This window comes from uncultured Faecalicoccus sp., from assembly GCF_944327125.1.
Lineage (GTDB): Bacteria > Bacillota_I > Bacilli_A > Erysipelotrichales > Erysipelotrichaceae > Faecalicoccus.
The window spans coordinates 14823-38623 of record NZ_CALVGO010000002.1 but is presented as its reverse complement, the minus strand read 5'-3'; the positions used below and the strand labels follow the sequence as shown (position 1 = coordinate 38623).

Here is a 23801-nt window from a genome sequence, read left to right as displayed (position 1 = left end):
TAATTTGTTAAAATTAGAGATTCACCTTTTATTTTATGCCTCTTCTTTTTCTGTGATCTGGATATGAAGTTCTTCTAACTGCGCTGGATCGACTGGAGTAGGTGCCTTAGACATTGGGCATTTCGCATTCGCATTTTTAGGGAAAGCAATCACATCACGAATGGAATCACTTTCGGACAAGATCATCGCAATACGATCTAAACCAAATGCGAGGCCTCCATGCGGAGGAGTACCATACTGGAAGGCATCAATAAAGAATCCAAACTTATCTTTGATTTGCTGATCTGTAAATCCCAAAAGTTCAAAAATCTTCTCCTGCAGTTTGTTATCATAGATACGCAAACTTCCTCCGCCTAATTCATAACCATTTAAAATAATGTCATAGGCATTGGCACGTACCGCTTCAACATCGCTGTCCAACAATGGGATATCTTCTTCCATTGGCTGTGTAAACGGATGATGGCTTGCCTGATAACGACCCAGCTCTTCCGAATATTCAAACATTGGAAATTCTGTGACCCATAAGAAAGAGAATTCATCTTTTTTCTTGAATCCCAGTTGATTTCCAATCTCGTTTCTTAATGCGCCTAAAACGGTACAAGTTCGACTCCATGTATCACTCACGATAAATACACAGTCATTTTCCTTTAGACTCAAACGCTGGTATAAGTTTTGTACTTCTTCATCGGATAAGAACTTACGGGCCGATCCGGATAAATCGTTGTCTAAAGCTTTGAGCACAACAAGCCCTTTGGCCCCATTCTTTTTGGCCAGATGCGTGAAGTTATCGATCTGTTTACGTGTAATATGACTAAAGTCATGAACGACGATTGCCTTGATGCTTCCTTTTGCCTCAACAATAGATTTGAAGACACCAAATTCAGTATTCGTAAAAAGATCCGTGATCTCCTGAAGCTCCATTCCAAAACGGTTGTCTGGTTTATCGCTTCCGTAACGATTCATGGCTTCTTTATATGTCAGGCGCAAGAAAGGAGTTTCGATATCAATATTTTTGACTTCCTTCATCAGTTTCTTCATCATTTCTTCCATCATCGTAAGGATCTCATTTTCAGATAAAAAGCTGGTTTCAATATCTACCTGTGTAAAATCGGTCTGGCGATCGGCTCTTAGATCCTCGTCACGGAAACAGCGGGCAAACTGATAATATCTTTCAAAGCCGGAAATCATCAACAGCTGTTTATAAAGCTGAGGAGACTGCGGCAGCGCATAGAAACTTCCCGGATGCACACGGGATGGAACTAAGTAGTCACGCGCTCCTTCGGGTGTACTTTTCCCTAACATGGGCGTTTCGATCTCGATAAAGTCATGTTGATCCAAATATTCACGCATACTGCGAGTAATCTGGTGACGCATGATCAATTTTTTCTGCATAACGGGTCTTCTTAGATCCAAATATCGATATTCAAGACGCGTATCCTCCAGGGCATCGGTTTCATCGGCAATGATCAATGGTGTGGTTTTGGCCTCATTGACAATTTCAAACCCATCCACCTGGATCTCGATATCTCCCGTTGGAAGATCCGGATTCTTGTCTTTTCTTTCAACAACGGTTCCTGAAACATGCAAAACATACTCATTCCGTACATTTTTAAGGTCTTCGCTGAATTTTTCATCAAACAAGAGCTGACAGATACCGCTTCGATCTCTTAGATCAATAAAATTCAACTGACCAAAATTTCTCTTTTTACTGACCCATCCAACCAAATCAACATGGGTTCCAACATCTTTAAGGCGTAATTCTCCGTTTTTATGTGTTCTTTTCATAAAATCCTCCTAATGATGATCCTCATCCACAAAATAATGATCCAGATATTCGATCAATTGATCCTGAGAAATAGATTCCTGTGTTTTCTTTTCGATGTTTTTGATCGTAATCAAATGATTCTTGCGTTCATCTTCGCCGATGATCAAGGCAAATTTAGCATGACTACGATCAACGGCTTTGAATTGTGCTTTAAAACTTCTTTGAAGCATGTCCATATCACAGCGATAGCCATAAGCTCTAAGCTGCGTCAAAATCTTGAACGCGTACATTCTGGCGCTTTCATCCAAACACATAAGATAAGCATCCAAACCTGGCTTTTCTTCCAATGTGATTCCCTCAGCTTCCAGGGCGATCAATAAGCGTTCCATTCCAAGCGCCCATCCAATACCGCTCATTTGTTCCGGACCGCCAAAATACGGAATCAAGTGGTCATAACGGCCGCCCGCAAGAACCGTGGATTGGGCACCCATTTCCTGATTCATAGATACAATTTCAAAAACGGTGTGTGTATAGTAATCCAGTCCTCGAACAAGCTGATCATCGACTGCATAAGGGATCTCTAATTCATCCAGGAGATGACAAACCGTTTCAAAGTATTCCCGGCTTTCATCGTTTAGATAATCTTTCATCTTAGGAACGTTTTTCATGCATTCCTTGTCATGATCCACCTTACAATCCAGAATCCGTAAAGGATTTTGCGCATAACGTCTTTTGCAGTCGGAACATAAAGTATCCACATAAGGTTCAAAATACGTCTGAAGCGCCTGACGATAGGCAGCCCGTGATGCATCATCACCTAAAGTATTCAAACAAACTTTTAAATCATTTAAACCTAACGCCTTTAAAATAGAAAACGCAAGGACGATTGTTTCAACGTCCGTAAATGGACTTTTATTCCCTAGACATTCGATCCCAAACTGATTAAAAATGCGAAGACGTCCTTTTTGCGGTCTTTCATGACGTGCCATCGGTCCCATGTAATAAAGCTTGACAGGAAGATCCGGATTCGCATACATCTTATTTTCGACAAAGGACCGAACAACACCGGCCGTTCCTTCCGGTCGAATCGTCAGCGAGGTTTTAGAATTTTCCAGCTGAAATGTATACATTTCCTTGTTGACCATATCGCTGGAATCGTTTTCTCGTTTAAAGACATTGGTATGTTCAAAAACAGGTGTCCGAATCTCATCGTAGTTGTATAAGTAACAGAATTCTCGTAATGTTCTTTCCAATGCCTGCCATTGATAACTTTTTTCGGGAAGCAGGTCCTGTGTCCCTCTTGGAATTTGATATGCCATAAATACTCCTTTCAAATAATAAAAAAACGCCCCTGGATAAGGACGTTTGCACGCGGTACCACCTTACTTCATACATTCAGTATGCTCTCTATGTCTTAACGCGACTTACGGTCGATCTTTTCAATCGACTTCTCCAAAGTGTCCAATCTGTATTTCTTCAAATCTTTTCACCAGCCAGATTCTCTCTAGATTCGTCTTACAGATTTCTCTTTATCATAGAATTAATCTAAATTGTCAACATTGTGATATACATTCTGTACATCGTCTACATCATCTAACAGGGTAACCAATCGTTTAAACAGGTCAAGATCTTCTCCCTGTAAAGACACGGTTTCATTTGGAACCATTTTATTTTCTAAAACTTCAAACTTCACATCTGGAATCAAGGCTTCAATGGCCTCTTTGGCATCATCCAGCTGTGTTGGATCTACAGTGATCGTCATATATCCTTCTTCGATTTCAATTTCTTTTAAATCGATATCCTTATTGATCAAGGCATCCATCATGGATTCTTCATCGTCATACTGGATAACGATCACACCCAGATGTTCATAACCAAAGCTAACCGAACCGCCAACGCCCAGTTTTGCATGACTCTTGTTGAAACAAGCTCTTAAATTGGCAATGGTACGATTGGGATTGTCCGTTAAGCAGTCGATGATGATCGTGCTTCCTCCCCCCGATCCAAAGCCTTCATAACGAGCACTGGAATAATTTTCATCGGCACTGGATTTGGCTTTCTCGATGGCCCTTTTGATAACATCTGCCGGCACATTGTTGGCTTTGGCACGTTCAATTGCCTTTTTCAGCGTCTGGTTCATATCCGGATTTGGATCACCGTTTTTTGCCGCTACTAAAATTTCCTTTGAATATCTTGAATAGATTTTCGCTTTTTGATTGGCCGTTTTCTGCATGGCTGCAGCACGTACTTCAAAATGTCTTCCCATGTTTTCACCTCAAATACCTTTCTAGTATAACGTATAGCCTATGAATTTTCAATTGTGTCATAACGCTCAATGATCTTTTGCACCAGCGGATGTCGTACAACATCTTCTTTACTCATTTCAACAAAGCCGATACCATGGATTCCTTTTAAGATTCGGGTGGCCTGTACCAAACCCGATTCCTCTTTTCGAATCAAATCGATTTGCGTAATATCACCATTGATGATCATTTTTGTCTTCTGTCCCATGCGCGTCAAAAACATTTTCATCTGTGCTTTTGTCGTATTCTGGGCTTCATCCAGAATCACGATGGCATTGCTTAAAGTTCTTCCACGCATAAACGCTAAAGGAGCAATCTCTATCACCTGTTTTTCAATCAGTCGTTCTACATTTTCCACACCCAGCATATCGTATAGAGCATCATAAAGAGGTCTTAAATAAGGATCCACCTTATCCTTCATGTCGCCGGGCAAAAAGCCCAGTGATTCACCGGCCTCCACAGCAGGACGTGTCAATATGATCTTTTCCACCTTATCTTCTTTCAAGCAGGAGACGGCATAACAAACTGCCAGGTATGTTTTTCCTGTTCCGGCCACTCCAGAAGCAAAGATAATATCGTTGTTCTTAAAAGCATCACATAATATAGCTTGTCCAAGCGTCTTAGGATAAATGATCTTGCCCGATCTTGTTTTCCCCAAAGGTTTAAGATGTTTAAGATCAAAATCCTGTAATCGGTGATTCTTTGACAGCTGGCATAAATATAGGATGTCTTGAACCGAAATCTTTTTTTGAAGAGTTATAAGATCAAAACTTGCCTTCACGGCCGCTTCAATTTCCTCAGAATATTCACTGTCACATTTTAGAATCTGATCTCTAAGAATCAAATCACAGCCGAATTCCTTTTTTATGGTTTCTAAATTGATATCATTGATCCCGGCAAACAATTGAACATCTTCATAATTTTTAGAACTTAAATCAATATTTTTGTATGACATGGATTCTCCTATAAGAAAAGAATCTGCAAATGCAGATTCTTATTTTCCTCTACGTGCTTTACGTGCAGCTTCAGATTTTAACTTTCTGCGTACACCTGGTTTAACGTAAAATTCTCTTTTTCGGGCCTCAGCAAGGGTGCCGTTACGAGATACCTGACGCTTGAATCTTCTCAATGCATCATCAAGCTGTTCGTTCTCTTTAAGAACTACCTTTGGCATTTGTTTACCTCCCTTCCTGAGCTTTCAACACGTTGATTATAGCAAAGACATTTCATCATTTCAAGCAAGAATATCTAATTTATGCCATAATTTCACACAATTTTTACAAATTGGAATACCCTGCTTCTTTAAGACATTCCCGAACACAATTGTTATCGCCTATCCAAGGGACACGGCCGGTGGCATGGTACATAAAAGGCTCGTCTCCCTTACCCAAAATCAAGACCACATCTCCTTTAGAGGCATTATCGATGGCCTGCCGAATGGCCTCATAACGGTCTTCCAAAAACAGATTGGGTGTATTTTGAATTCCTTCACGAATTTGTAAGGCAATATCTTTAGGATTTTCATCGCGAGGATCATCTTCGGTCAAAATGATCATGTCGGCATATTGATCAGCCAGTTCCCCAAATACTTTGCGTTTGGCAATATCTCTTTTTCCGGCCGAACCAAACACCGTAATGACGCGATGATCTTTTCCGGCAATGTGACGTCCATATTGGAACATCTGTTCCATACCATCCGGCGTATGGGCAAAATCCACGATCACATGGAATGGCTGTCCGCAATTGATTTGTTCCATACGTCCATCAATTTGCGGAATTTTAGGACACGCCTTAACAATTTCTTCGATCGGCATACCGGTTTCGTGCAAGGCAGCTATACAGGCCAGTAAATTATACACATTATAAACAGCGACCAGACTGGAACGAATCGCATATTTTTTGCCCTGATAGATCAAATCAAAAGTGCTGTATTGTGAATTGATCTTTACGTTGATAGCCCGGTAGTCACACTCCCGAGTGATTCCGTAAGTGATCACTCTGGCTTTAGAGATATCTTTTAAATCATTAAATTTAGGATCGTCAACATTTAAAACGGAAACACCGTCATCTTTGACAAGATTTTTAAACAATAAAGATTTTGCTTCGAAATAGCTTTCCATCGTTCCATGAAAATCCAAATGATCGTACGTAAAGTTTGTAAAGATGGCGACATCAAAACGAATCGCATCCACACGATGCTGAGCCAGACCATGAGAACTGACTTCCAAGGCGCACGCTTTCATCCCTGCACGCACCATATCGCTGAAAGTCTTTTGAAGAAACAGAGCATCCGGTGTCGTAAGATCGGGAGCCAATCGAACCTTGCCATATTCAATGGCAATCGTACCAATGTAGCCGCATGGTTCTTTGAATCCACGGATGTATTTAATAATATTGGCACAAGTACTTTTCCCGTTTGTTCCCGTAATTCCATACATGGTCATCTTATCCGTAGGCTTCGCATAGAAAAGGCGTGCACATTGATTCATGCATTCATTGACATCCTGTACTTTGATATAAACAGCTCCCGGCATCTTATCCATTAGATCCCGAGAATGAACAATTCCCACGGCTCCGTTTTCAATGGCCTGATCAATAAAGTCATGTCCGTCATAGGTAATGCCTGGCAAACAAAAATACAGGTCGCCCTTTTTCACTTTTCGAGAGTCAAAGCATAGACCGGTAATGTTGATGGTCGGTGCATTTTTGAACAATTTACTTAATCGCATACTACCCCTTCTTTCTGATCGGCGTAATAAACACCATCGATGATCTTACTCTTCTTTACTTTCATTCGTCCTTCCAGTTTTTGATCTGATTGAATAATTACGGGATGATACTGACTTGTATAACCATGATAGTTTCCTTGATCATCTTGTCGTTCAATCAAAACTTCCAATTCATCAAAACGCTTCATATCTTCATTTCGTAACTGTTTCGATATTTCCAGTAAACGATCGGTTCTTTGTTTGACGATCGATCCATGGATCTCGCCTTTCATCGTACTGGCCAATGTACCATCTCGTTTTGAATAAGGAAAAACGTGCAGAAAAGAAAAATGACATTTCCTCAAATTTTCCAAGGTGTTCTCAAATTCCTCATCACTTTCCTGGACAAATCCGCAAATGATGTCTGTTGAAATTGAAATGTCCGGGATGGCCTGACGAATGGATCCAAGTTTATCGATAAATTCTTCGATCGTATAAGGACGCCGCATACGTTTTAATGTTTCATTGCAGCACGATTGAACAGGAATATGGAGATGGTGACAGACACGGTTTGTTTCCCTCATCAAATCTAAAAGTTCCTGGTCCACCTCAGTAATTTCAATACTGGAGATCCGATAATGCACATGATCTGGCGTATGCGATAAAAGTTCTTTCAACAAAGTGGACAGGCCAATGTCTCCATCCTGGTATCGCCCTGTATGGATTCCTGTTAAAACGATCTCATTATGTCCTTTATTCGATAAATCCTTAGCGATGGACAGGACCTTTTCTTTTGGCAAAGATCGCTGCGGTCCCCTGGCATAGGGAATAGCACAATAGCTGCAAAATTGGTTGCAGCCATCCTCGATCTTTAAAAATGCCCGATGTTTGGCTTCATAAACATGGATCGGCATTTCTTCAAATGTAGTAAAATTTGATAAATCTTCGACCAAATCCGTATGGACACGGGTTTGAATCAAATCTTCAATGCGTTCAACGATCTCATTTTTATGTTTGGCCCCGATCAGAAGATCGACCTCAAGATCTTCACGCTGCACTTTCGAGGCATGCTGTACGTAACATCCCACCGCTACGATCAAGGCGTTCGGATGATGTTTTTTTAATGAATGGATTCGCTGTCTGGACTTTGAAGCAGCCGTATTAGTAACAGTACATGTATTAACGATACAAACATCACAGCTTTCTTCTGGGTTGACATAGATGTGTCCTGCTTTTTCAAGCTGTTCTTTATAGAAATTGGATTCATAACTGTTCACTTTACATCCCAGTGTAATGATACTAAACCGCATTATTTATCCTCCCTGGACATTGCATGCTGATAATCGATACAGGACAAGGCATAGATTGCCGCCGTCTCTGCCCGCAGGATACGTTTTCCCAAAGAAACGGGTATAAAGTGATCGTCTTCAAGCATATCGATTTCATTGACATCAAAACCACCTTCCGGGCCGATCACAATCGTAACACTTTTGGGATCTTTTTTTAGACAGGAAGCGATGTGCATAGAAGGATCAAACTGTTTTTCATAACATACCATATTGCAGGAGGCCTGGTAATTCCGTAAAGATTCAACAGTTTGTACAGGTTCCAGCATAACCAAATCGTTGCGATTGCATTGTTTGCATGCATCCAGCAAGATCTGATTCCATCGTTCATACTTTTTCATCTTTTTTTGTTCGTCCAGTTTCACAACACAGAAACGGCTGTCAAAAGGCACGATGCGACTGACACCCAGTTCACAGGCTTTTTGAAGCATCCACTCAAATTTATCCTGTTTGATCAAAGCACAGCATAAGGTCACATGAAAAAGTTTGTTTGGGACTTCGATTTCATCAAAGATATAAATATATGGTTTCTGCAAAGGATGCGCCAGGAAAGCTCCTCCTTTTTTGCTTACGACCTTGATTGTTTCTTTCTTTTCCGTACGAAGAACATCAAATAAATGATGCGCCTGTTTTTCATCCAGCATGATTCGTTGATCTACTGAACAAAGAGAATCTACAAACACTTGCTTCATTTTGTTTCCCCCTGCATGGACATCGCCATGAGCTTTTTGATTTCATATGGTTTAAGCCGACGATACTGCCCCGGTTTGAGATCCTCCACTTCGACAAATCCAACTTTTTTTCGATGAAGGCGGCGAACTTTATACCCTAACAACTCCATCATATTTTTTACCTGATGATTCTTTCCTTCAGTGATCGTTAGCTCAAATCGACATCGGTCTCGACCTTCATCGGTATCAAAAAGATAAACCTTGGCTGGAAGATATTTTTCATGCGCTCCTTTTAGTCCTCTTCGAAGCTGTTTTATATCTTCGTCTTTCAAGATTCCCTGAAGATTGACAATATAAGTCTTTGGAAGATGATAGCGGGGGTGGATCATTTTATTGGCAAAATCACCATCGTTGGTCAAAAAAAGAACACCGCTGGTATCAAAGTCCAAACGCCCTACAGGATAAATTCTTTTTTCACTCGGCATATAATCCAGCACGGTCTTGCGTCCCAGTTCATCGCGGCTCGTACATACGCATCCCTTGGGTTTGTTCATCACATAGTAAACATGCTCTTCTTTTTCAAGAACCGTGCCATTGATCTCGATCGTATCGTTCGAATGGACCTTGGTTCCCAATATGTCAGTTACTTTGCCGTTGACTTTTACTTTCCCCTGTATGATATATTCTTCTGCCTTGCGGCGGGAACAGTAACCAGATTGTGCAATCACTTTCTGTAAACGCTCCATTACTGATCCTCCTCACTGAAAAGTTCATCTTCTTGTTTCGTTTGAGGAAGCTGCGGCAATTCTTTGATCGTCTCTAAACTAAACGCATCCAAAAATGCATCCGTAATAGAATACAACAGAGGTTTTCCTACCGCATCCAAACGGTCTTTGGCCTCGATCAAACCTCGTGCCTGCAGTTTCTTTAACATCATCTCACAATTAACACCGCGGATCTCTTCGATCTCGACACGCGTGATCGGCTGTTTATAGGCGATGATGGCTAACGTTTCAATTGCCGCCGTAGAAAGCGTTGGGGCATGGATCTGTTCAAAAAGTTTTTGCCCATACGGATATACAAATTCTTTTGTGACAAATTTATAACGGCTGGCATATTCCACCAGTTCGATGCCCTTTTCCGGGCTCTGGTATTCTTCTTTTAAATTCTGTAAAACATTCAATATGGCTTGTTCATCCTCAATCTGCAAGGATGTTTTTATTTGTTCTAAAGTGAGGCCTTCTTCCCCGCTCAAAAACAACAACCCTTCAATAATTGCTTTATTCATAGCTTGAATCTAAGCCCCTTTCATAACATAGATCGTGTCATCTTGATCTATGGAAAATGTTAATAATTTTTGATGGATCAAATCCAGGATGGCTAAAAAAGTAACAACGATCATATGAAGATCGATACAATCCTGACAGAGTTCTTCAAAAGATAGTGGTGTATCCTGGAACTTTAGCTTTTCTTTGATTTGTTCAAGTCGTTCTTCAACAGAAAGCTCACGAATCGTAACTTTCGTCTCATAAGGCTGCAATAAAATCATACGTTGCATGACACGTTTCATCGCTTTCATAAGTTCATAGGGAGACTGCGGATCCATGGTATCGGATTCAATCGGTTTTGACCATTCATCCACTAACGATGACTGCGGTCTTTCAAAATGAAGCTGGCGTTTTTCAAACGCTTCTCTTAATGCCATGGAAGCTTCTTTATAGCGCTGATATTCCAACAGACGGCTCACCAGGTTTTCGCGTTCCTGTTCTTCATAATCTTCTTCCACGATCACCTCTTCCCTTGGAAGCAATTTGCGGCTTTTATATTCAAGTAAAGAAGCTAGTTCAATCAAATATTCGCTGGCAATTTCCAGGTGCATTTCCTTCATCTGATGGATAAAAGAAATATATTGATTGGCCAGCGATAACATATCTAAATCAAAAAGATCCAGTTTATTTTCCTTGATCAAATGAAGCATCAGATCCAAAGGGCCTTCGAATTGATCGATCGTTATTTTAAATTCCACTATATCACCCAAACAAGTATATCAAATTTGCCACTAACAAGAAAGTATTCACTTTTTGAAAACAGATGTCTTTCCTTTAATATTATGATATGATAGTGAGGATTCGGAGGTGTATGAATGAAACGCGCTATATTCTTTTTGATTGCCGCTTTGATCATGGCCCTGATCGTACAGCCCAATCTTCATACCCTTGACACTTCTCAAACCCGTGTTCCGGAAAACACCAAAACCGAACCCAAAACAAACGATAATATCGATATCGGTTTTTCAGAATCCAAAGCGGTGATTTGTCTGGATACCTCTTTTGTCGATGAAAGTACAAATTATACCGATGAAGAAAAAATGTCCGAAACGGAAATCAGTACACAGATCGTAGATACTTTAGGAAAATACCTGGAAGAAGCCGATTACAACGTCATTTATTCCGACCAGGATGAATTGCTTAATGACCAGGAAAGTATATCCTTTGCCAAAAAAGAAAAAGCCGATTATCTGATCAGCATTCAGATGGCTTACGATATTGATGCTTCCATGCAGGGATATTCCTTCTTCACCCATCCAAACGAAGAACTGATCGACCTATGCAATGCGATCAATGAAAAGCTGATGTCTATTAACTATTCTCAATTTTGCGGGTTGGACAGCGATCACTATGAAAACTTTTTGATTCTGCAGGACCCATCCATTCCTACCATATTGATTGAGCTGGGTTACCTTTCCAACGATAATGATTACCAAAATCTTACCAGTGCTTCCTATCAGGACCGGATATCCAAGGCAATCGCAGAAGCAATTCTTCAACAAATTCAATAGCCTTTTCTTTTAGAAAGGCTATTTTTTTGATATAATGAAAACATTGAAAGAAGATGAAACAATGAAAAGAAAGCTGATATTTAAAGGTAAAATCTTTACTTTAGAACAGCGTGTCGTCACAATTCGTGACAAAGAATACATTCGTGATATTATCGTCCATCCCGGTGGGGTTGGTGTTCTTGTCATCATTGATGAAAAAATATTGCTTGTAAAACAAGTGAGACACTCAATCAACGAAGAAACCTTGGAGATCCCGGCAGGAAAACTTGAATATGGAGAAGATCCAGATTTTGCCGGACGTCGCGAACTCAACGAAGAGGCCGGATATGAATGTGATCAGCTAAAACCTGTATGTGCTTTTCTTTCAACCCCTGGTTTTTGTGATGAAAAGATATGGATCTATGAAGCCGTTCATCCTGTGGAAACAAGCCATCGATTGAGCATGGATGAAGATGAAGAAATCATTAAAGTTTGGATTGATATCAACGAAGCCTATAAAATGATACAGGAAGGAAAAATCGTTGATGGAAAAACTATAATCGCGATTCAGTATGCGATACTGCAAAGGAGATGAAGATGATGAATTTTATAATGATATCCCCTAACTACCCGGATAATTACTGGATGTTTTGCCGGGGTTTAAAGAAATACGGAGCGACAGTATTGGCAATCGTCGATACCGCATACGATAATCTGCTGCCTGAATTAAAAGAAAACATTGATGAGTGCTATGTCGTTAATAATTTTAATAATTATGATGAAATGCTCAGAGCAGTTGCTTATTTTACATTTAAATATGGAAAAATTGACTGGATCGAATCCAATAATGAAGCCTGGCTGGATCTTGATGCCCGACTTCGGGATGACTTTAATGTAAAGTCCGGATTCAGTCATCAGACGATACAGGAATACCAGAGCAAGGCCTGCATGAAAAAATACTATGAAAAAGCAGGGATCCCTACCGCTCGGTACTACCTTGTTGAAAACGAACAAAAAGCACTGGAGTTTGCCAAAAAAATCGGATATCCGCTCGTTTTAAAACCCGATCATGGTGTAGGGGCTTCTTTCACCTATACGGTAAAAACGGATGAAGAGCTCAAACACTATCTATCTTTGACCAAGCAGTATCAAATGATCTTGGAAGAATATATCGAAGGCGATGTATTTACCTTAGATGGCGTATGTGATGAAAATGGAACGATCCGTTATTTGAATTCACTGGAATATGTAGGAAACTGTATGGATTCGGTACAATATCAACAATCGATCGGTGCTTATACTGCCTTTACCATCAGTGATGAATACCGGGATATTGCCCAGCGAACGATCCATGCCTTTGAATTAAAAAATCGCTTTTTTCATTGTGAATTCTTTCGCCTTTCCAAAGAAAAGAAAGGTCTTGGAAAAAAAGGTACCGTCATTGGTCTGGAAGTCAATTTCCGTCCTCCAGGAGGCTTTGCCCCTGATTTAATGAACTATGCCGGATCTTTGGATGTATACGATATATGGGCTCAGGTTTTATTGACGCAGCAAGGGGACTATATGAATATTACCAGGGAATCCGCTGGTTTTGCCGGTCGAAGAAATTCGATTTCTTATAAATACTCGGTTGAAGAGTTAGAACAAAAATATAAAAATGAATTGATATCTGTCATCTATCTTCCAGAAGCCTATGCTGCCACAATGGGGGATGTGACGATCTCCTGCCGGTTTAAAACGGAACAGCAGCGAAAACAATTCTATAAACAGGCATTTGAAGAAAAAAGAAAGGAACATCAAGCGTGATTTTAAAGTTTGAACTTTTTATGAGCCTTTTCAAGGAAAAACGTATGATCCATATGTTTTTGCCGGACGACTATCTCTATTCACAAAAACGGTATCCCGTTCTTTATATGTTCGATGGCCATAACCTGTTTAACGATGAAGATGCAACCTTTGGAAAGTCCTGGAATCTTGCCGCAAGTATCATCCATGCTCATCGAGATCTGATCGTGGTTGGTCAGGAATGCTCTCATGAAGGAAATGATCGTTTATGCGAATACAGCCCCTATCCCTTTGCCGATGAAGAGTTACAAGTTCTCTCAGAGGGGTATGGAGATGGAACGATGCATTTTTTCGTTCATGAATTAAAGCCTTACATCGACGAACACTTTCCTACCCTGCCGCAAAGAGAAACGACTTGGATCGGAGGTTCCAGCTGCGGCGGTGAAATGGCGTTGTATGCCGGCATGCGCTATAACGATGTCTACTCAAAGTCGCTGGTCATCTCGCCTTATTTGATTCCCACTGCCGATTATTTTTTAATGGAAGCCAGTCGCACTCATTTTCAACAGCCTTCATCGTTTTATTTTTCCTGGGGGGCTTTGGAAGGGCACGGAAAACACGCATTCGTTCAGGAAACCAAAATCTGTACCGAACTAGCAAATCGACTTTCCAAAAATGGAGCACAAATCTATTTTAACGTTAAACCAGAAGGTGAACACACGGAAAGCTCATGGGAAGAAGAAACACCTGAATTTTTGAATTATTTGTTTGATCATGAATAGAAAGATAAAAGTTAAAAAATTAGATAAAAAGTCAAAAGGTAAAACGATTTTCATCAGCGATATTCACGGGAATGCCAAAAGTTATAATAAACTCTTGGAGATTTGCCGATTTGATATCCATAAAGATCGTTTGATACTGCTGGGAGATCTTTTAGAAAAAGGCCCGCAGAACTTAGAGCTCCTGCACCAGATCATGAACCAGGTCAAAGAAGGCGATGTTCATTGTCTTATGGGAAATTGTGATTTCACGGTAAAAAATGCATTTCTTTCCTATCGTCTGGATTTTCTTAAAAAGATTCTTACTGTAAGAAAACACTCCCTTCTTCATGAAATGGCAAAACAAATCAATCTGACTTTTCATGAAAACACAGAGATGGAATCATTTTGTCAACAGCTCCGTTATCATTTTTACGAAGAGATGTCCTTTTGTAATGATTTACCCCATATCATAGAAACAGAGGATTTTATATGCACGCATGCTGGAATTCAATCCGAGACTTTTTATGGAGATGATTTCAGGATTCCAATGACAACACCTTTTTTCTTTCACACAGAACAGAAATTTACAAAAAAAGTCATATGCGGACATATGCCTGTCACTGAATATCAAAAACACATCGCTCATTTTGATCCCATCTATGACGTATCAAAGAATATCTACTGTATAGATGGCGGAAACGTTGTAAAAGAAGGCGGACAGTTAAACGCTTTAATTTTTGAAGGAAATAAGATCTATACAAAACGTACGGATAATTTGCCAGAAGCAATCGTACAACATGACGTTGATAAAGACAACGCCATTCCGATGTTTGTTACTTGGAATCATGGAGAAATCGAAATTCTGCAGACAAGAAACGATCAATCTTATGTTTATAGTCCCTATTTAAAAAGATCATTCTGGGTGGATCGTTTCTTTATTGAAAAACGCAATGGGAAATATTACGCTAGCGATTATACAAATTATAAGATCCCCTTAAAACAAGGAGATCGTGTCAAAATTGTAAAGACCTACGGCAATAAAGCCCAAATAAAAAAAGATGGAGTTTTAGGTTGGACGTACAAAGAAAACGTAAAAGAATGTATTTGATTTTAGGACAAAGATTCTATAAAATAAAGGTGTATTAGGCGATCGCCTTGATCCACGCTGACAGGGAAAACATTTCTTTCCAGCGTGTTTTTTTTTGGAGGAGTTATGTCAGTATTTAAATCCATTGTCCCTGTAATCATCGGGAACATTCTTTATGCGCTTACCGTAAAACTATTCGTTCTTCCCTCTCAGTTAATGAGTTCAGGAACCACTGGAATCAGTTTATTTATGAATCATTTCTTTAACATTCCCATTACGATGTTTATCTTTATTTTCAATGTTTTTATGTTGATCATCGGTTTTTTGATCTTGGGGAAAAAGTTTGCGATGACAACCATCATCAGCAGCTTTATCTATCCGATCGCGCTGGAGTTTTTGAATCAAACATTAGGAGATCCTATAATTACCGAAAACTTATTGTTGAATACGATCTTTGCCGGTCTAGGTCTTGGATTATCCTTGGGAATCGTATTACGCAGTGGAGCCAGTACAGGGGGTATGGATATCCCTCCCCTTCTTTTGTACCGCTTTTTCAGAATTCCTGTTTCTATCAGTTTATATGTATTTGACTTTATCATTCTTAGCATACAAACCTTGTATAACCCTTTAGAAAACTTATTATACGGGATCTTATTGATTCTAACGACCTCGATTGTATTGGATAAGGTCATGCTCATGGGCACCACGCGAACAGAAATCAAGATTATCAGTGAATATCATGATCAAATCGCAAAAGATATTTTGTCGGAAATTGATCGCGGCGTAACTTTATTACAGGCAAAAGGCGGATATTCTAAGCAGGAACAAAGTGTCATCTTAAGTGTGATATCAAACCGTGAACTTCCAAGGATTGAAAAAATTGTAAGAAGTGTTGACCCCGATGCCTTTATGATCGTAAGCCGTGTTTCAGAAGTTTGGGGACGTGGCTTTTCAATGAAAAAGAAATATCAGTAAAAAAAAACAGCTCTCGATTATACAGAGAGCTGTTTTGCCTGTTTTAGAAATTCGATAAGTTGATCGACTTCCTCTTTGGAAGTATGCCAGCTTGTCACAAAACGAATTACTAAAGAATCGCCGGATTCTTCCCAAATTTCAAAATCTACCTTATCTTTCAAATAATCATATTCTGATTTTGTGACAACAGGAAAAATCTGATTGGTATCACTTTTCATTAAGACAGGATATTTCAAGGCGAATAAAGAATCTTGAATTTGTGAAGCATAGCGGTTCGCATGTTTGGCACAAGTAAAAAATGCATCATTTTTGAATAATCCTAAAAACTGTACCCCCAACATCCAGCCTTTGGCCATCATAGCTCCATTTTGTTTCATGCAGAAGCGGAAAAATGGTTTTAAAGCATCGTTTACGATTACGACAGCCTCTCCCATCATCGCTCCATTCTTTGTGCCTCCAATATAAAAGACATCCGCCCAGGAAGCGATATCGTTAAGACCATAATCAATTCCAGAAGTCAAGGCCGCTCCCAAACGAGCACCATCAATATAAAGATATAAGCCCAATTCTTGACATTTTTCATGAATCGAAAAAAGCTCATCCCGCGTATAGACCGTTCCAAACTCTGTCGCATTGGAAATATAAACCAATTTAGGATAGACCAGATGTTCATAGGTCAGCATGTGTTCGTCAAATGTTTTCTGAATCAAATCCGGCGTTAGCTTTCCATTGACATTATTGACAGTGATGACTTTATGACCTGTTGCTTCGATGGCACCGGTTTCATGTGTGGCAATATGTCCTGTATCACAGGAAATCACGGCTTCAAAAGGTCGAAGAATCGATTTGATCACGGTCTGATTGGTCAGTGTCCCACCAGAGATAAATTGAATATCTACTTGATGATCTGGAATTTTTGACTGAATCAATTCCTTGGCCTTCAACGAAATGGTATCTTCTCCATACCCTACAAAGCTCTGATCTTGAATGGCCGTAAATTCATCAACGATATCTTGAATACAGCTTTGTCCATAATCGTTTCTAAAAAAGAGCATACAAGCCTCCTTTCAAAAATAGAGTACCCGAAAGTACTCTATCGAATTATTTGATTAAGCCCATTTTTTCATCTTTAAACAGACGTTCATCCATCAGCTTAAGGTTTTCTGAAATGGCAGGTTTAAATTCCATTTGCGCCAATACATCTTTTTCCAAATCGATTCCTGGAGCAATCTCGGTCAACGTCAGTTTGCCATCCAGCAATTCAAATACGGCACGTTCGGTAATATAAAGAACCTTCTGTCCTGTTTGAGCAGCATATTCAGCCGCAAATGTGATCTGTTCTACCTCATTCTTAAATTTTTTTATCTGACCTTCCTGAACGATCTCAAGTTTGCCATCTCCAATTTTTTCCTTTAATCCCTTTGCGGTAAACGTTCCACAATAAACGACAACCGGAGCTGTCTGTGTAATGTTGATAAAACCTCCGCAGCCGGCAATTTTTGGTCCAAAGCGGGAAACATTGATATTTCCATGACGATCGCATTCAGCCAAACCTAAGAAAGCCTGATCCAAACCACCGCCATCGTAGAAATCAAACTGATATGGCTGGTCAATCATCGCATCTGGATTGGTACAAGCTCCAAAGGCTGTGCCGCTCATAGGAACACCGCCGATACCGCCGGTTTCTACAGTCAGCTTCAAGCCCGGAAGACCTTCTTCGTTGGCCACATTGGCAATACCTTCGGGCATACCGATTCCTAAATTGATAATGGCCTGTGGATCCAGTTCCATCGCAGCTCTTCGACAGACAACTTTACGAGCGTTCAAAGGCATTGGCTCGATAGAATCTACAGGAACACGTACTTCACCAGAATAGGAAGGGTTGTATTCCTGTGAATAAGTCTGCCAGTGATTTTCTGGCTTACCAATAACAAGGGCATCGACATAGATACCAGGAATTTTCACATCACGGGCTGAAAGAGTTCCGTTCTGTACGATTTCTTTGACCTGCACAATAACTTTCCCACCAGAATTTTTGGCCGCCTGCGCAATGGATAAGGAATCCAGTGTGCCGGCTTCCTGTGTCATGACAACGTTACCATCTTCATCTGCATAAGTTCCTCGTAGTAAAGCCACATTGACTGGGAAAGATTTATATCGAAGCCATTCTTCTCCATCCATGTTGATCAATTCTACAAGGTCTTCGGCCTGGCGAGTCTTTTCATTCATCTTAGCCCCTTCCAGGCGAGGATCGACAAAAGTTTTCAGACCAATTTTAGTAATAACTCCAGGACGATGTCCGGCGATTTCTCTGAACAATAAAGAAATCGTACCTAAAGGAAGATTGTATCCTTCCACTTTATTTTCAAATACTAATTTTTGGAATGTAGGAATCAGTCCCCAATGTCCAACGACAATTCGTTTTAAAAGACCTTCATGACCTAGATGATTGGCACCCAGTTTGTCTGTACCATCACCCATTCCAGCTGAAAACATAACCGTTAGATCCCGAGGATGTCCTGTATTTAAAAAGCTGTTTTCAACGGCGATACTAAGTTCCTGTGGATGTCCCATTCCGATAAAACCACTGATTCCGACTGTATCCCCATCTTTGATCATGGAAACAGCTTCTTCAGCTGATAAAATCTTTGCCATATGAACCCTCCTACTTATTCTTAAATTCTTTTTCTTTGACTTTGTTTACAAAACATTCCATTCCATACGTCTGATCTTCTGTTGCGAAGCAGTCAGAGAAACGTTTTACTTCGACTTCGATTCCACCGTCGATATCTGTCTGAAGCCCTTCATTAATGGCTTTTTTGGCCAATGCGACCGCAATTGGAGCATTTTTCGCAATACCATTTGCCATTTTTAAAACCGTTGGCATCAATTCTTCGCTTGGAACTACGGCGTTGACCAAACCAATCGACAAAGCTTTGTCCGCTTTGATATTACGTGCAGTAAAAATCATTTCTTTAGCGATTCCTGCAGGTACAAGACGAGCTAAACGCTGAGTCCCGCCAAATCCTGGAGTGATTCCCAATCCAACTTCTGGCTGTCCAAATACAGCATTTTCACTGGCGATACGAATATCACAGCTCATGGCCAGTTCACATCCACCGCCTAAAGCGAATCCATTTACAGCAGCGATGACTGGACAATGCATGGTCTCGATCATACGGAAGATCTTGTTTCCGTAAGCTCCATATTCAGCTGCTTCTTCTACCGTTTTGTCTTTCATTTCCGCAATATCAGCTCCCGCTACAAAACTTTTTGAACCAGCACCTGTGATGATGGCACAATAAGTATCGGCATCCGCTTCCACAGTTTTAACTGCTTCTTCCAGATCAGTCAAAACGGCAGTGCTCAGTGCATTCAATGCTTTTTCTCGATTGATCGTAATAATCGAAATATGACCTTGTTTTTCTAATAATACGTTTTCCATGATATTTTCCTTTCATTTTTAAAAAGGCGAAACAAGAACGTTTCGCCTAATTCATCAAGTAAATTTTAATACTTGTAGAAACCTTCTCCGGTTTTACGTCCTAATTTACCGGCACGTACCATTTTTCTTAATAACGTACTAGCACGGTATTTAGAATCTCCTGTTTCATGGTAAAGAACATCCATAATGGCTTCTACGATATCCAATCCAATCAGGTCTCCCAAAGCCAATGGTCCCATTGGATGATTAGCACCCAACTGCATAGCTGTGTCAATATCGCTGGCAGAAGCGATTCCTTCCTGGAGAATGAAAGTAGCTTCATTGATCATTGGAACCAAAATACGGTTTACAACGAATCCAGGTCCTTCATTGACTTCAACAGGAGTTTTACCAATTTCTTTAGAAATGGCAATCACTTTATCCTTTACTTCAACTGGAGTATTGGCACCAGAGATTACTTCAACCAGTTTCATACGATCGGCTGGGTTGAAGAAATGCATACCGATTACTGGATGTTTGATTCCGTTAGCGATTTCCGTAATACTTAAACTTGAAGTATTGGATCCGAAGATGCAATCGTCTTTAACGATTTCATCTAATTTTGTGAACAATTCTTTTTTAACATCCATTACTTCCAGTACAGCTTCAACGATCAGATCGGAATCCGCTAAATCAGCATAATCGCCAGCTTTTAAATTTGCTTTGGCCTGATCTGCAGCTTCCTGAGAAATTTTTCCTTTGGCAACCAATTTGTCTTTTGATGCAAAAATCTTGTTTACACCATTCTGTGCCCATTCCAATTTCACATCAACAACAGTTACCTGGTTTCCGGCCGTTGCGAACGCATTCGCAATTCCCTGACCCATTGTACCAGCACCAACTACACCTACTTTTAATGTCATGGTTTTTCCTCCTTAGGCAGCTTTCGCCTTTTTGATTTCTTCTACTAACAAAGGCAGTACTTCGTTCACATCACCAACAAATCCCATATTGGCAATCGTAAAGATTTCAGCCTGAGGATCACGGTTGATGGCGATGATCATATCTGATTTTTCCATACCGGCAACATGCTGTACAGCTCCGGAAATACCGCAGGCAATGTACAATGCAGGACGAACGGTCTTACCCGTCTGTCCAACCTGCAGACTCTTATCCATGTAGCCATCTTCAACAACGGCACGAGTAGCACAAACAACCCCGTCTAATTCCTTAGCGCAAGCTTCCAGAACATCCAGGCATCCTTCAGCACCACGACCAGCACCAATCAGGATGTTGGCTTTTGTGATATCTACGCCTTCGATAACTTTTTCAACAACCTTTTCGATCGTAACCTGAGGTTCTGTACTTTCCCATGCTGGAGCAAAAGTCACAACTTCACCTGTACGGCTTGCATCGGCAGGAGCCATATCAAATACTTTTGGACGAATCGTAGCCATCTGAGGACGAGTGTCCGGGCAAACGATCGTACCAAACAAGTTACCGCCAAATGTAGGACGAGTAACCAACAATAAAGCTTCTCCGTCTTTTGCCTTTTCCGTATCGATTTCGATCTTAGTGGCATCCGCTGTTAAACCTGCATTAATACGGGCTGCAACACGTGGAGCCAAATCACGTCCTAAAACAGTCGCACCTGTCAAGAAAGAATCCGGCTTGAATTCTTTGATGATCTGTGTCAATGCATCTGCATAGAACTGTGTAGAATAGTCTTTCAATAATTCATCATCAACAACGATTACCTTATCTGCACCATGAGTAATAACTTCCTGTGCTTTATCTGTGATATTAGAACCTAACAGAACACCGACAACCTGATATCCCATTTCTGGAATGCTGGCAACAAGTTTTCTTGCTTCAGAGATCAATTCGTAACCTACTTCGGCAATGGTTCCATTTTTTTGTTCTACAAATACATAAATGTCTTTGTATCCTTCAAATTTTGCCATATTGTTCTCCTTCCTACTTCGTGATCAATTGCTTTTCTTTTAATGTACTAGCAATCAATTCGGCCGTTTCCTGTGCAGACAGATCATAAGTTTTTGTTTCTGCACTTACATCTTTTGTAAATGTTGCGTGAACTTTTGTCGGAGAACCAGCTAAACCTACAACAGAAAGATCCAAATCGAGATCATCAAAAGTCATGATTCCTACTGGTTTATCAAAAGAATCAACGATATCGTTACAGTTCATATAACGAGGTTTGTTCATACCAGACAATGTTGTCAATACACAAGGAAGTTTAGAAGTTAAGATCTGTTCTTCTTCTTCCAGAGCTTTCTTAACAGTGATCTTGTCTGCATTTAATTCAATGATTTCATCTACATAAGTAATCTGAGGAAGACCTAAACGTTCTGCTGTCTGAGGTCCTACCTGAGCTGTATCCCCATCAATAGCCTGACGTCCGGCAATGATCAGATCGTATCCGATCTTCTTCAATGCGGCAGCCAGTGTACGGCTGGTAGCACAAGTATCGGCACCACCTAAACGACGGTCAGTGATCAAATATGCTTCATCGGCTCCACGGGCGATGGTTTCCTGTAACATTCCCTTTGCCTGAGGAGGTCCCATAGATACAACGGCGATTTTAATATCTGGATTGGCATCTTTTAATTCTAAAGCTGCTTCCAAACCAGCTAAATCATCAGGGTTGATGATACTTGGAACACCGTCACGAACCAATGTACCAGTTTTCTTGTCTACTGTGATTTCAGTAGAATCTGGAACTTGTTTTACTAGAACGATAATTTTCATATTCAACGATTCCTTTCTAACGTAATACTGCTCCAGAAATTACCATACGCTGTACTTCAGATGTACCTTCGTAGATTTCGGTAATTTTTGCATCACGGAACATTCTTTCAACAGGCAGATCACGAGTATAACCATATCCACCCATCAGCTGGATCGCTTTGGTAGTTACTTCCATTGCAACTTCAGCAGCAAACAATTTCGCTTCAGCAGCCAATACAGTATAAGGCTGACCTTGTTCTTTTGCCATGGCAGCACGGTAAACTAATAAACGAGCCGCATCGGTTTTACACTGCATATCAGCCAGCTGGAACTGAGTATTCTGGAATTTAGAAATAGGACGTCCAAACTGTTTACGAGCTTTTACATAAGGAACGACTTCATCAATAGCACCCTGAGCAATACCTAAAGCCTGAGCTGCGATACCGATACGTCCACCATCCAGTGTCTGCATGGCAATCTTGAAGCCTTGTCCTTCTTTTCCTAAAAGGTTTTCAACAGGAACTTCTACATTATTAAAGATCAATTCGCTTGTAGCTGAACCGCGAATACCTAATTTCTTTTCGTGAAGACCGAAAGTGAATCCCGGCATACCTTTTTCTACGATAAAAGCAGAGATACCATGAGTTCCTTTTGATTTATCTGTCATCGCAAAGATGATATAAACATCTGCTTCTCCCGCATTTGTGATGAAGATCTTCGTACCATTCAATACGTAATGATCTCCTTTTAATACTGCTGTAGTCTGCTGACCGGCTGCATCCGTTCCTGCGTTTGGTTCTGTCAAACCAAAAGCAGCCAGCTTTTTACCTGTACAAAGATCAGGCAGATATTTCTGTTTCTGTTCTTCTGTACCAAACTGAGCAATTGGCCAAGTACCCAATGATGTGTGAGCACTTAAAACAACGCCGGAAGTTGCACATTTTTTTGATAATTCTTCTACAGCCAGGATATAGCTTAAATAGTCAGCTCCTGCTCCACCGTATTCACGTGGATAAGGAATTCCCAACATTTTAGCCTGACGCATAACTTCAACGCTTTCTTTAGGGAAACGTTCGTTTTCGTCAACATCCGCTGCGTTTTCTTTTACTTCGTTTTCCGCAACTTCTCTGAACAACTTCTGCATCATTTTTTGTTGTTCTGTCAAATTGAAATCCATAGATGAAGTTCTCCTTTCTTCCTTTGAACCTTTCGATTATTGGATATCGTAAGCATGATAAAAGTTGTTGATAAACTTCTCATACATTCATATTTTACAAAGATTAGTTCATGCCGTCAATAAGTTTGTGCAAAAATTAACAAGTTATTTTTCACTGCTTTTTCACGAGTTGTTTAAACTAATTATTTTTTTCACAAGTTTGTTGACAACCCTTTATATTTGCACTATTCTAA

General features: G+C 40.3%; 24 protein-coding genes and 1 other annotated feature. Of the genes, 6 read left to right on the top strand and 18 right to left on the bottom strand.

What is annotated here, in order from left to right; all coding sequences use genetic code 11:
- Positions 1–33: 33 nt before the first annotated feature.
- The 11 genes from aspS to Q0K03_RS00590 form a co-directional block, all read right to left on the bottom strand.
- Complete coding sequence (aspS, locus tag Q0K03_RS00640) at positions 34–1785, bottom strand: aspartate--tRNA ligase (RefSeq protein WP_297236654.1); 1752 nt, start codon at positions 1783–1785, stop codon at positions 34–36.
- A gap of 9 nt (positions 1786–1794) precedes the next feature.
- Positions 1795–3084 (bottom strand): histidine--tRNA ligase, encoded by a 1290-nt coding sequence (hisS, locus tag Q0K03_RS00635; RefSeq protein WP_297236652.1) that lies wholly within the window; start codon positions 3082–3084, stop codon positions 1795–1797.
- Between the two features lie 35 nt (positions 3085–3119).
- Positions 3120–3310 (bottom strand) — a binding site (T-box leader).
- Positions 3306–4031, bottom strand: a complete 726-nt coding sequence (locus Q0K03_RS00630; RefSeq protein ID WP_297236649.1) for a YebC/PmpR family DNA-binding transcriptional regulator — start codon at positions 4029–4031, stop codon at positions 3306–3308. Its footprint overlaps the feature before it by 5 nt.
- A 38-nt stretch (positions 4032–4069) precedes the next feature.
- Positions 4070–5023, bottom strand: a complete 954-nt coding sequence (locus tag Q0K03_RS00625) for a PhoH family protein (RefSeq protein ID WP_297236647.1) — start codon at positions 5021–5023, stop codon at positions 4070–4072.
- Positions 5024–5062: 39 nt separating this feature from the next.
- Complete coding sequence (gene rpsU / locus Q0K03_RS00620) at positions 5063–5242, bottom strand: 30S ribosomal protein S21 (RefSeq protein WP_016318853.1); 180 nt, start codon at positions 5240–5242, stop codon at positions 5063–5065.
- 103 nt (positions 5243–5345) lie between these two features.
- The gene (locus tag Q0K03_RS00615; protein ID WP_297236645.1) at positions 5346–6797 is read right to left on the bottom strand and encodes a UDP-N-acetylmuramoyl-L-alanyl-D-glutamate--2,6-diaminopimelate ligase; all 1452 of its coding nucleotides are present in this window, start codon (positions 6795–6797) and stop codon (positions 5346–5348) included.
- A complete protein-coding gene (gene mtaB / locus Q0K03_RS00610; RefSeq protein ID WP_297236643.1) occupies positions 6788–8086 on the bottom strand; it encodes a tRNA (N(6)-L-threonylcarbamoyladenosine(37)-C(2))-methylthiotransferase MtaB in 1299 nt (432 codons plus the stop codon). Before mtaB ends, Q0K03_RS00615 begins: the two co-directional genes overlap by 10 nt.
- Entirely contained in the window at positions 8086–8814 is a 729-nt protein-coding gene (locus Q0K03_RS00605) for a 16S rRNA (uracil(1498)-N(3))-methyltransferase (RefSeq protein WP_297236641.1), read from the bottom strand. Before Q0K03_RS00605 ends, mtaB begins: the two co-directional genes overlap by 1 nt.
- Entirely contained in the window at positions 8811–9539 is a 729-nt protein-coding gene (locus Q0K03_RS00600; RefSeq protein ID WP_297236639.1) for a pseudouridine synthase, read from the bottom strand. The genes Q0K03_RS00605 and Q0K03_RS00600 overlap by 4 nt, the downstream gene beginning before the upstream one ends.
- The gene (gene scpB / locus Q0K03_RS00595; protein WP_297236637.1) at positions 9539–10081 is read right to left on the bottom strand and encodes an SMC-Scp complex subunit ScpB; all 543 of its coding nucleotides are present in this window, start codon (positions 10079–10081) and stop codon (positions 9539–9541) included. Before scpB ends, Q0K03_RS00600 begins: the two co-directional genes overlap by 1 nt.
- 9 nt (positions 10082–10090) lie before the next feature.
- Positions 10091–10819: a segregation/condensation protein A gene (locus Q0K03_RS00590; protein WP_297236635.1), complete on the bottom strand. Its 729-nt coding sequence runs from the start codon at positions 10817–10819 to the stop codon at positions 10091–10093.
- Positions 10820–10936: 117 nt separating this feature from the next.
- Here Q0K03_RS00590 and Q0K03_RS00585 point away from each other — a divergent pair, with 117 nt between their 5' ends.
- From Q0K03_RS00585 to Q0K03_RS00560, 6 genes are all read left to right on the top strand, one after another.
- Positions 10937–11632, top strand: coding sequence for an N-acetylmuramoyl-L-alanine amidase (locus Q0K03_RS00585; protein WP_297236633.1), 696 nt, complete (start codon positions 10937–10939; stop codon positions 11630–11632).
- 34 nt (positions 11633–11666) lie between these two features.
- Positions 11667–12206 (top strand): NUDIX hydrolase, encoded by a 540-nt coding sequence (locus Q0K03_RS00580; RefSeq protein ID WP_297236632.1) that lies wholly within the window; start codon positions 11667–11669, stop codon positions 12204–12206.
- Between the two features lie 2 nt (positions 12207–12208).
- Positions 12209–13417, top strand: a complete 1209-nt coding sequence (locus tag Q0K03_RS00575) for an ATP-grasp domain-containing protein (RefSeq protein ID WP_297236631.1) — start codon at positions 12209–12211, stop codon at positions 13415–13417.
- Between the two features lie 44 nt (positions 13418–13461).
- Positions 13462–14178, top strand: a complete 717-nt coding sequence (locus Q0K03_RS00570) for an alpha/beta hydrolase-fold protein (RefSeq protein ID WP_297236630.1) — start codon at positions 13462–13464, stop codon at positions 14176–14178.
- Entirely contained in the window at positions 14171–15265 is a 1095-nt protein-coding gene (locus tag Q0K03_RS00565) for a metallophosphoesterase (protein WP_297236628.1), read from the top strand. Before Q0K03_RS00570 ends, Q0K03_RS00565 begins: the two co-directional genes overlap by 8 nt.
- 105 nt (positions 15266–15370) lie before the next feature.
- On the top strand, positions 15371–16219 hold the full coding sequence (locus Q0K03_RS00560) for a YitT family protein (protein ID WP_297236626.1): 849 nt from the start codon (positions 15371–15373) through the stop codon (positions 16217–16219).
- 17 nt (positions 16220–16236) lie between these two features.
- On the opposite strand, the gene Q0K03_RS00555 is transcribed toward Q0K03_RS00560, so the two are convergent.
- From Q0K03_RS00555 to Q0K03_RS00525, 7 genes are all read right to left on the bottom strand, one after another.
- A complete protein-coding gene (locus tag Q0K03_RS00555; protein WP_297236624.1) occupies positions 16237–17274 on the bottom strand; it encodes a beta-eliminating lyase-related protein in 1038 nt (345 codons plus the stop codon).
- A 46-nt stretch (positions 17275–17320) separates the two neighbouring features.
- On the bottom strand, positions 17321–18874 hold the full coding sequence (locus Q0K03_RS00550) for an acyl CoA:acetate/3-ketoacid CoA transferase (RefSeq protein WP_297236622.1): 1554 nt from the start codon (positions 18872–18874) through the stop codon (positions 17321–17323).
- A gap of 10 nt (positions 18875–18884) precedes the next feature.
- Positions 18885–19664: an enoyl-CoA hydratase-related protein gene (locus Q0K03_RS00545; RefSeq protein ID WP_297236620.1), complete on the bottom strand. Its 780-nt coding sequence runs from the start codon at positions 19662–19664 to the stop codon at positions 18885–18887.
- A 65-nt stretch (positions 19665–19729) separates the two neighbouring features.
- Positions 19730–20566, bottom strand: a complete 837-nt coding sequence (locus Q0K03_RS00540; protein WP_297236618.1) for a 3-hydroxyacyl-CoA dehydrogenase NAD-binding domain-containing protein — start codon at positions 20564–20566, stop codon at positions 19730–19732.
- A gap of 12 nt (positions 20567–20578) precedes the next feature.
- Complete coding sequence (locus Q0K03_RS00535; protein ID WP_297236616.1) at positions 20579–21607, bottom strand: electron transfer flavoprotein subunit alpha/FixB family protein; 1029 nt, start codon at positions 21605–21607, stop codon at positions 20579–20581.
- A gap of 13 nt (positions 21608–21620) precedes the next feature.
- Positions 21621–22412 carry an electron transfer flavoprotein subunit beta/FixA family protein gene (locus tag Q0K03_RS00530; RefSeq protein WP_297236614.1) on the bottom strand — a complete coding sequence of 264 codons (792 nt, stop codon included), beginning with the start codon at positions 22410–22412 and terminating at the stop codon, positions 21621–21623.
- A 16-nt stretch (positions 22413–22428) separates the two neighbouring features.
- Positions 22429–23568, bottom strand: coding sequence for an acyl-CoA dehydrogenase (locus tag Q0K03_RS00525; RefSeq protein ID WP_297236612.1), 1140 nt, complete (start codon positions 23566–23568; stop codon positions 22429–22431).
- Positions 23569–23801 lie beyond the last annotated feature (233 nt).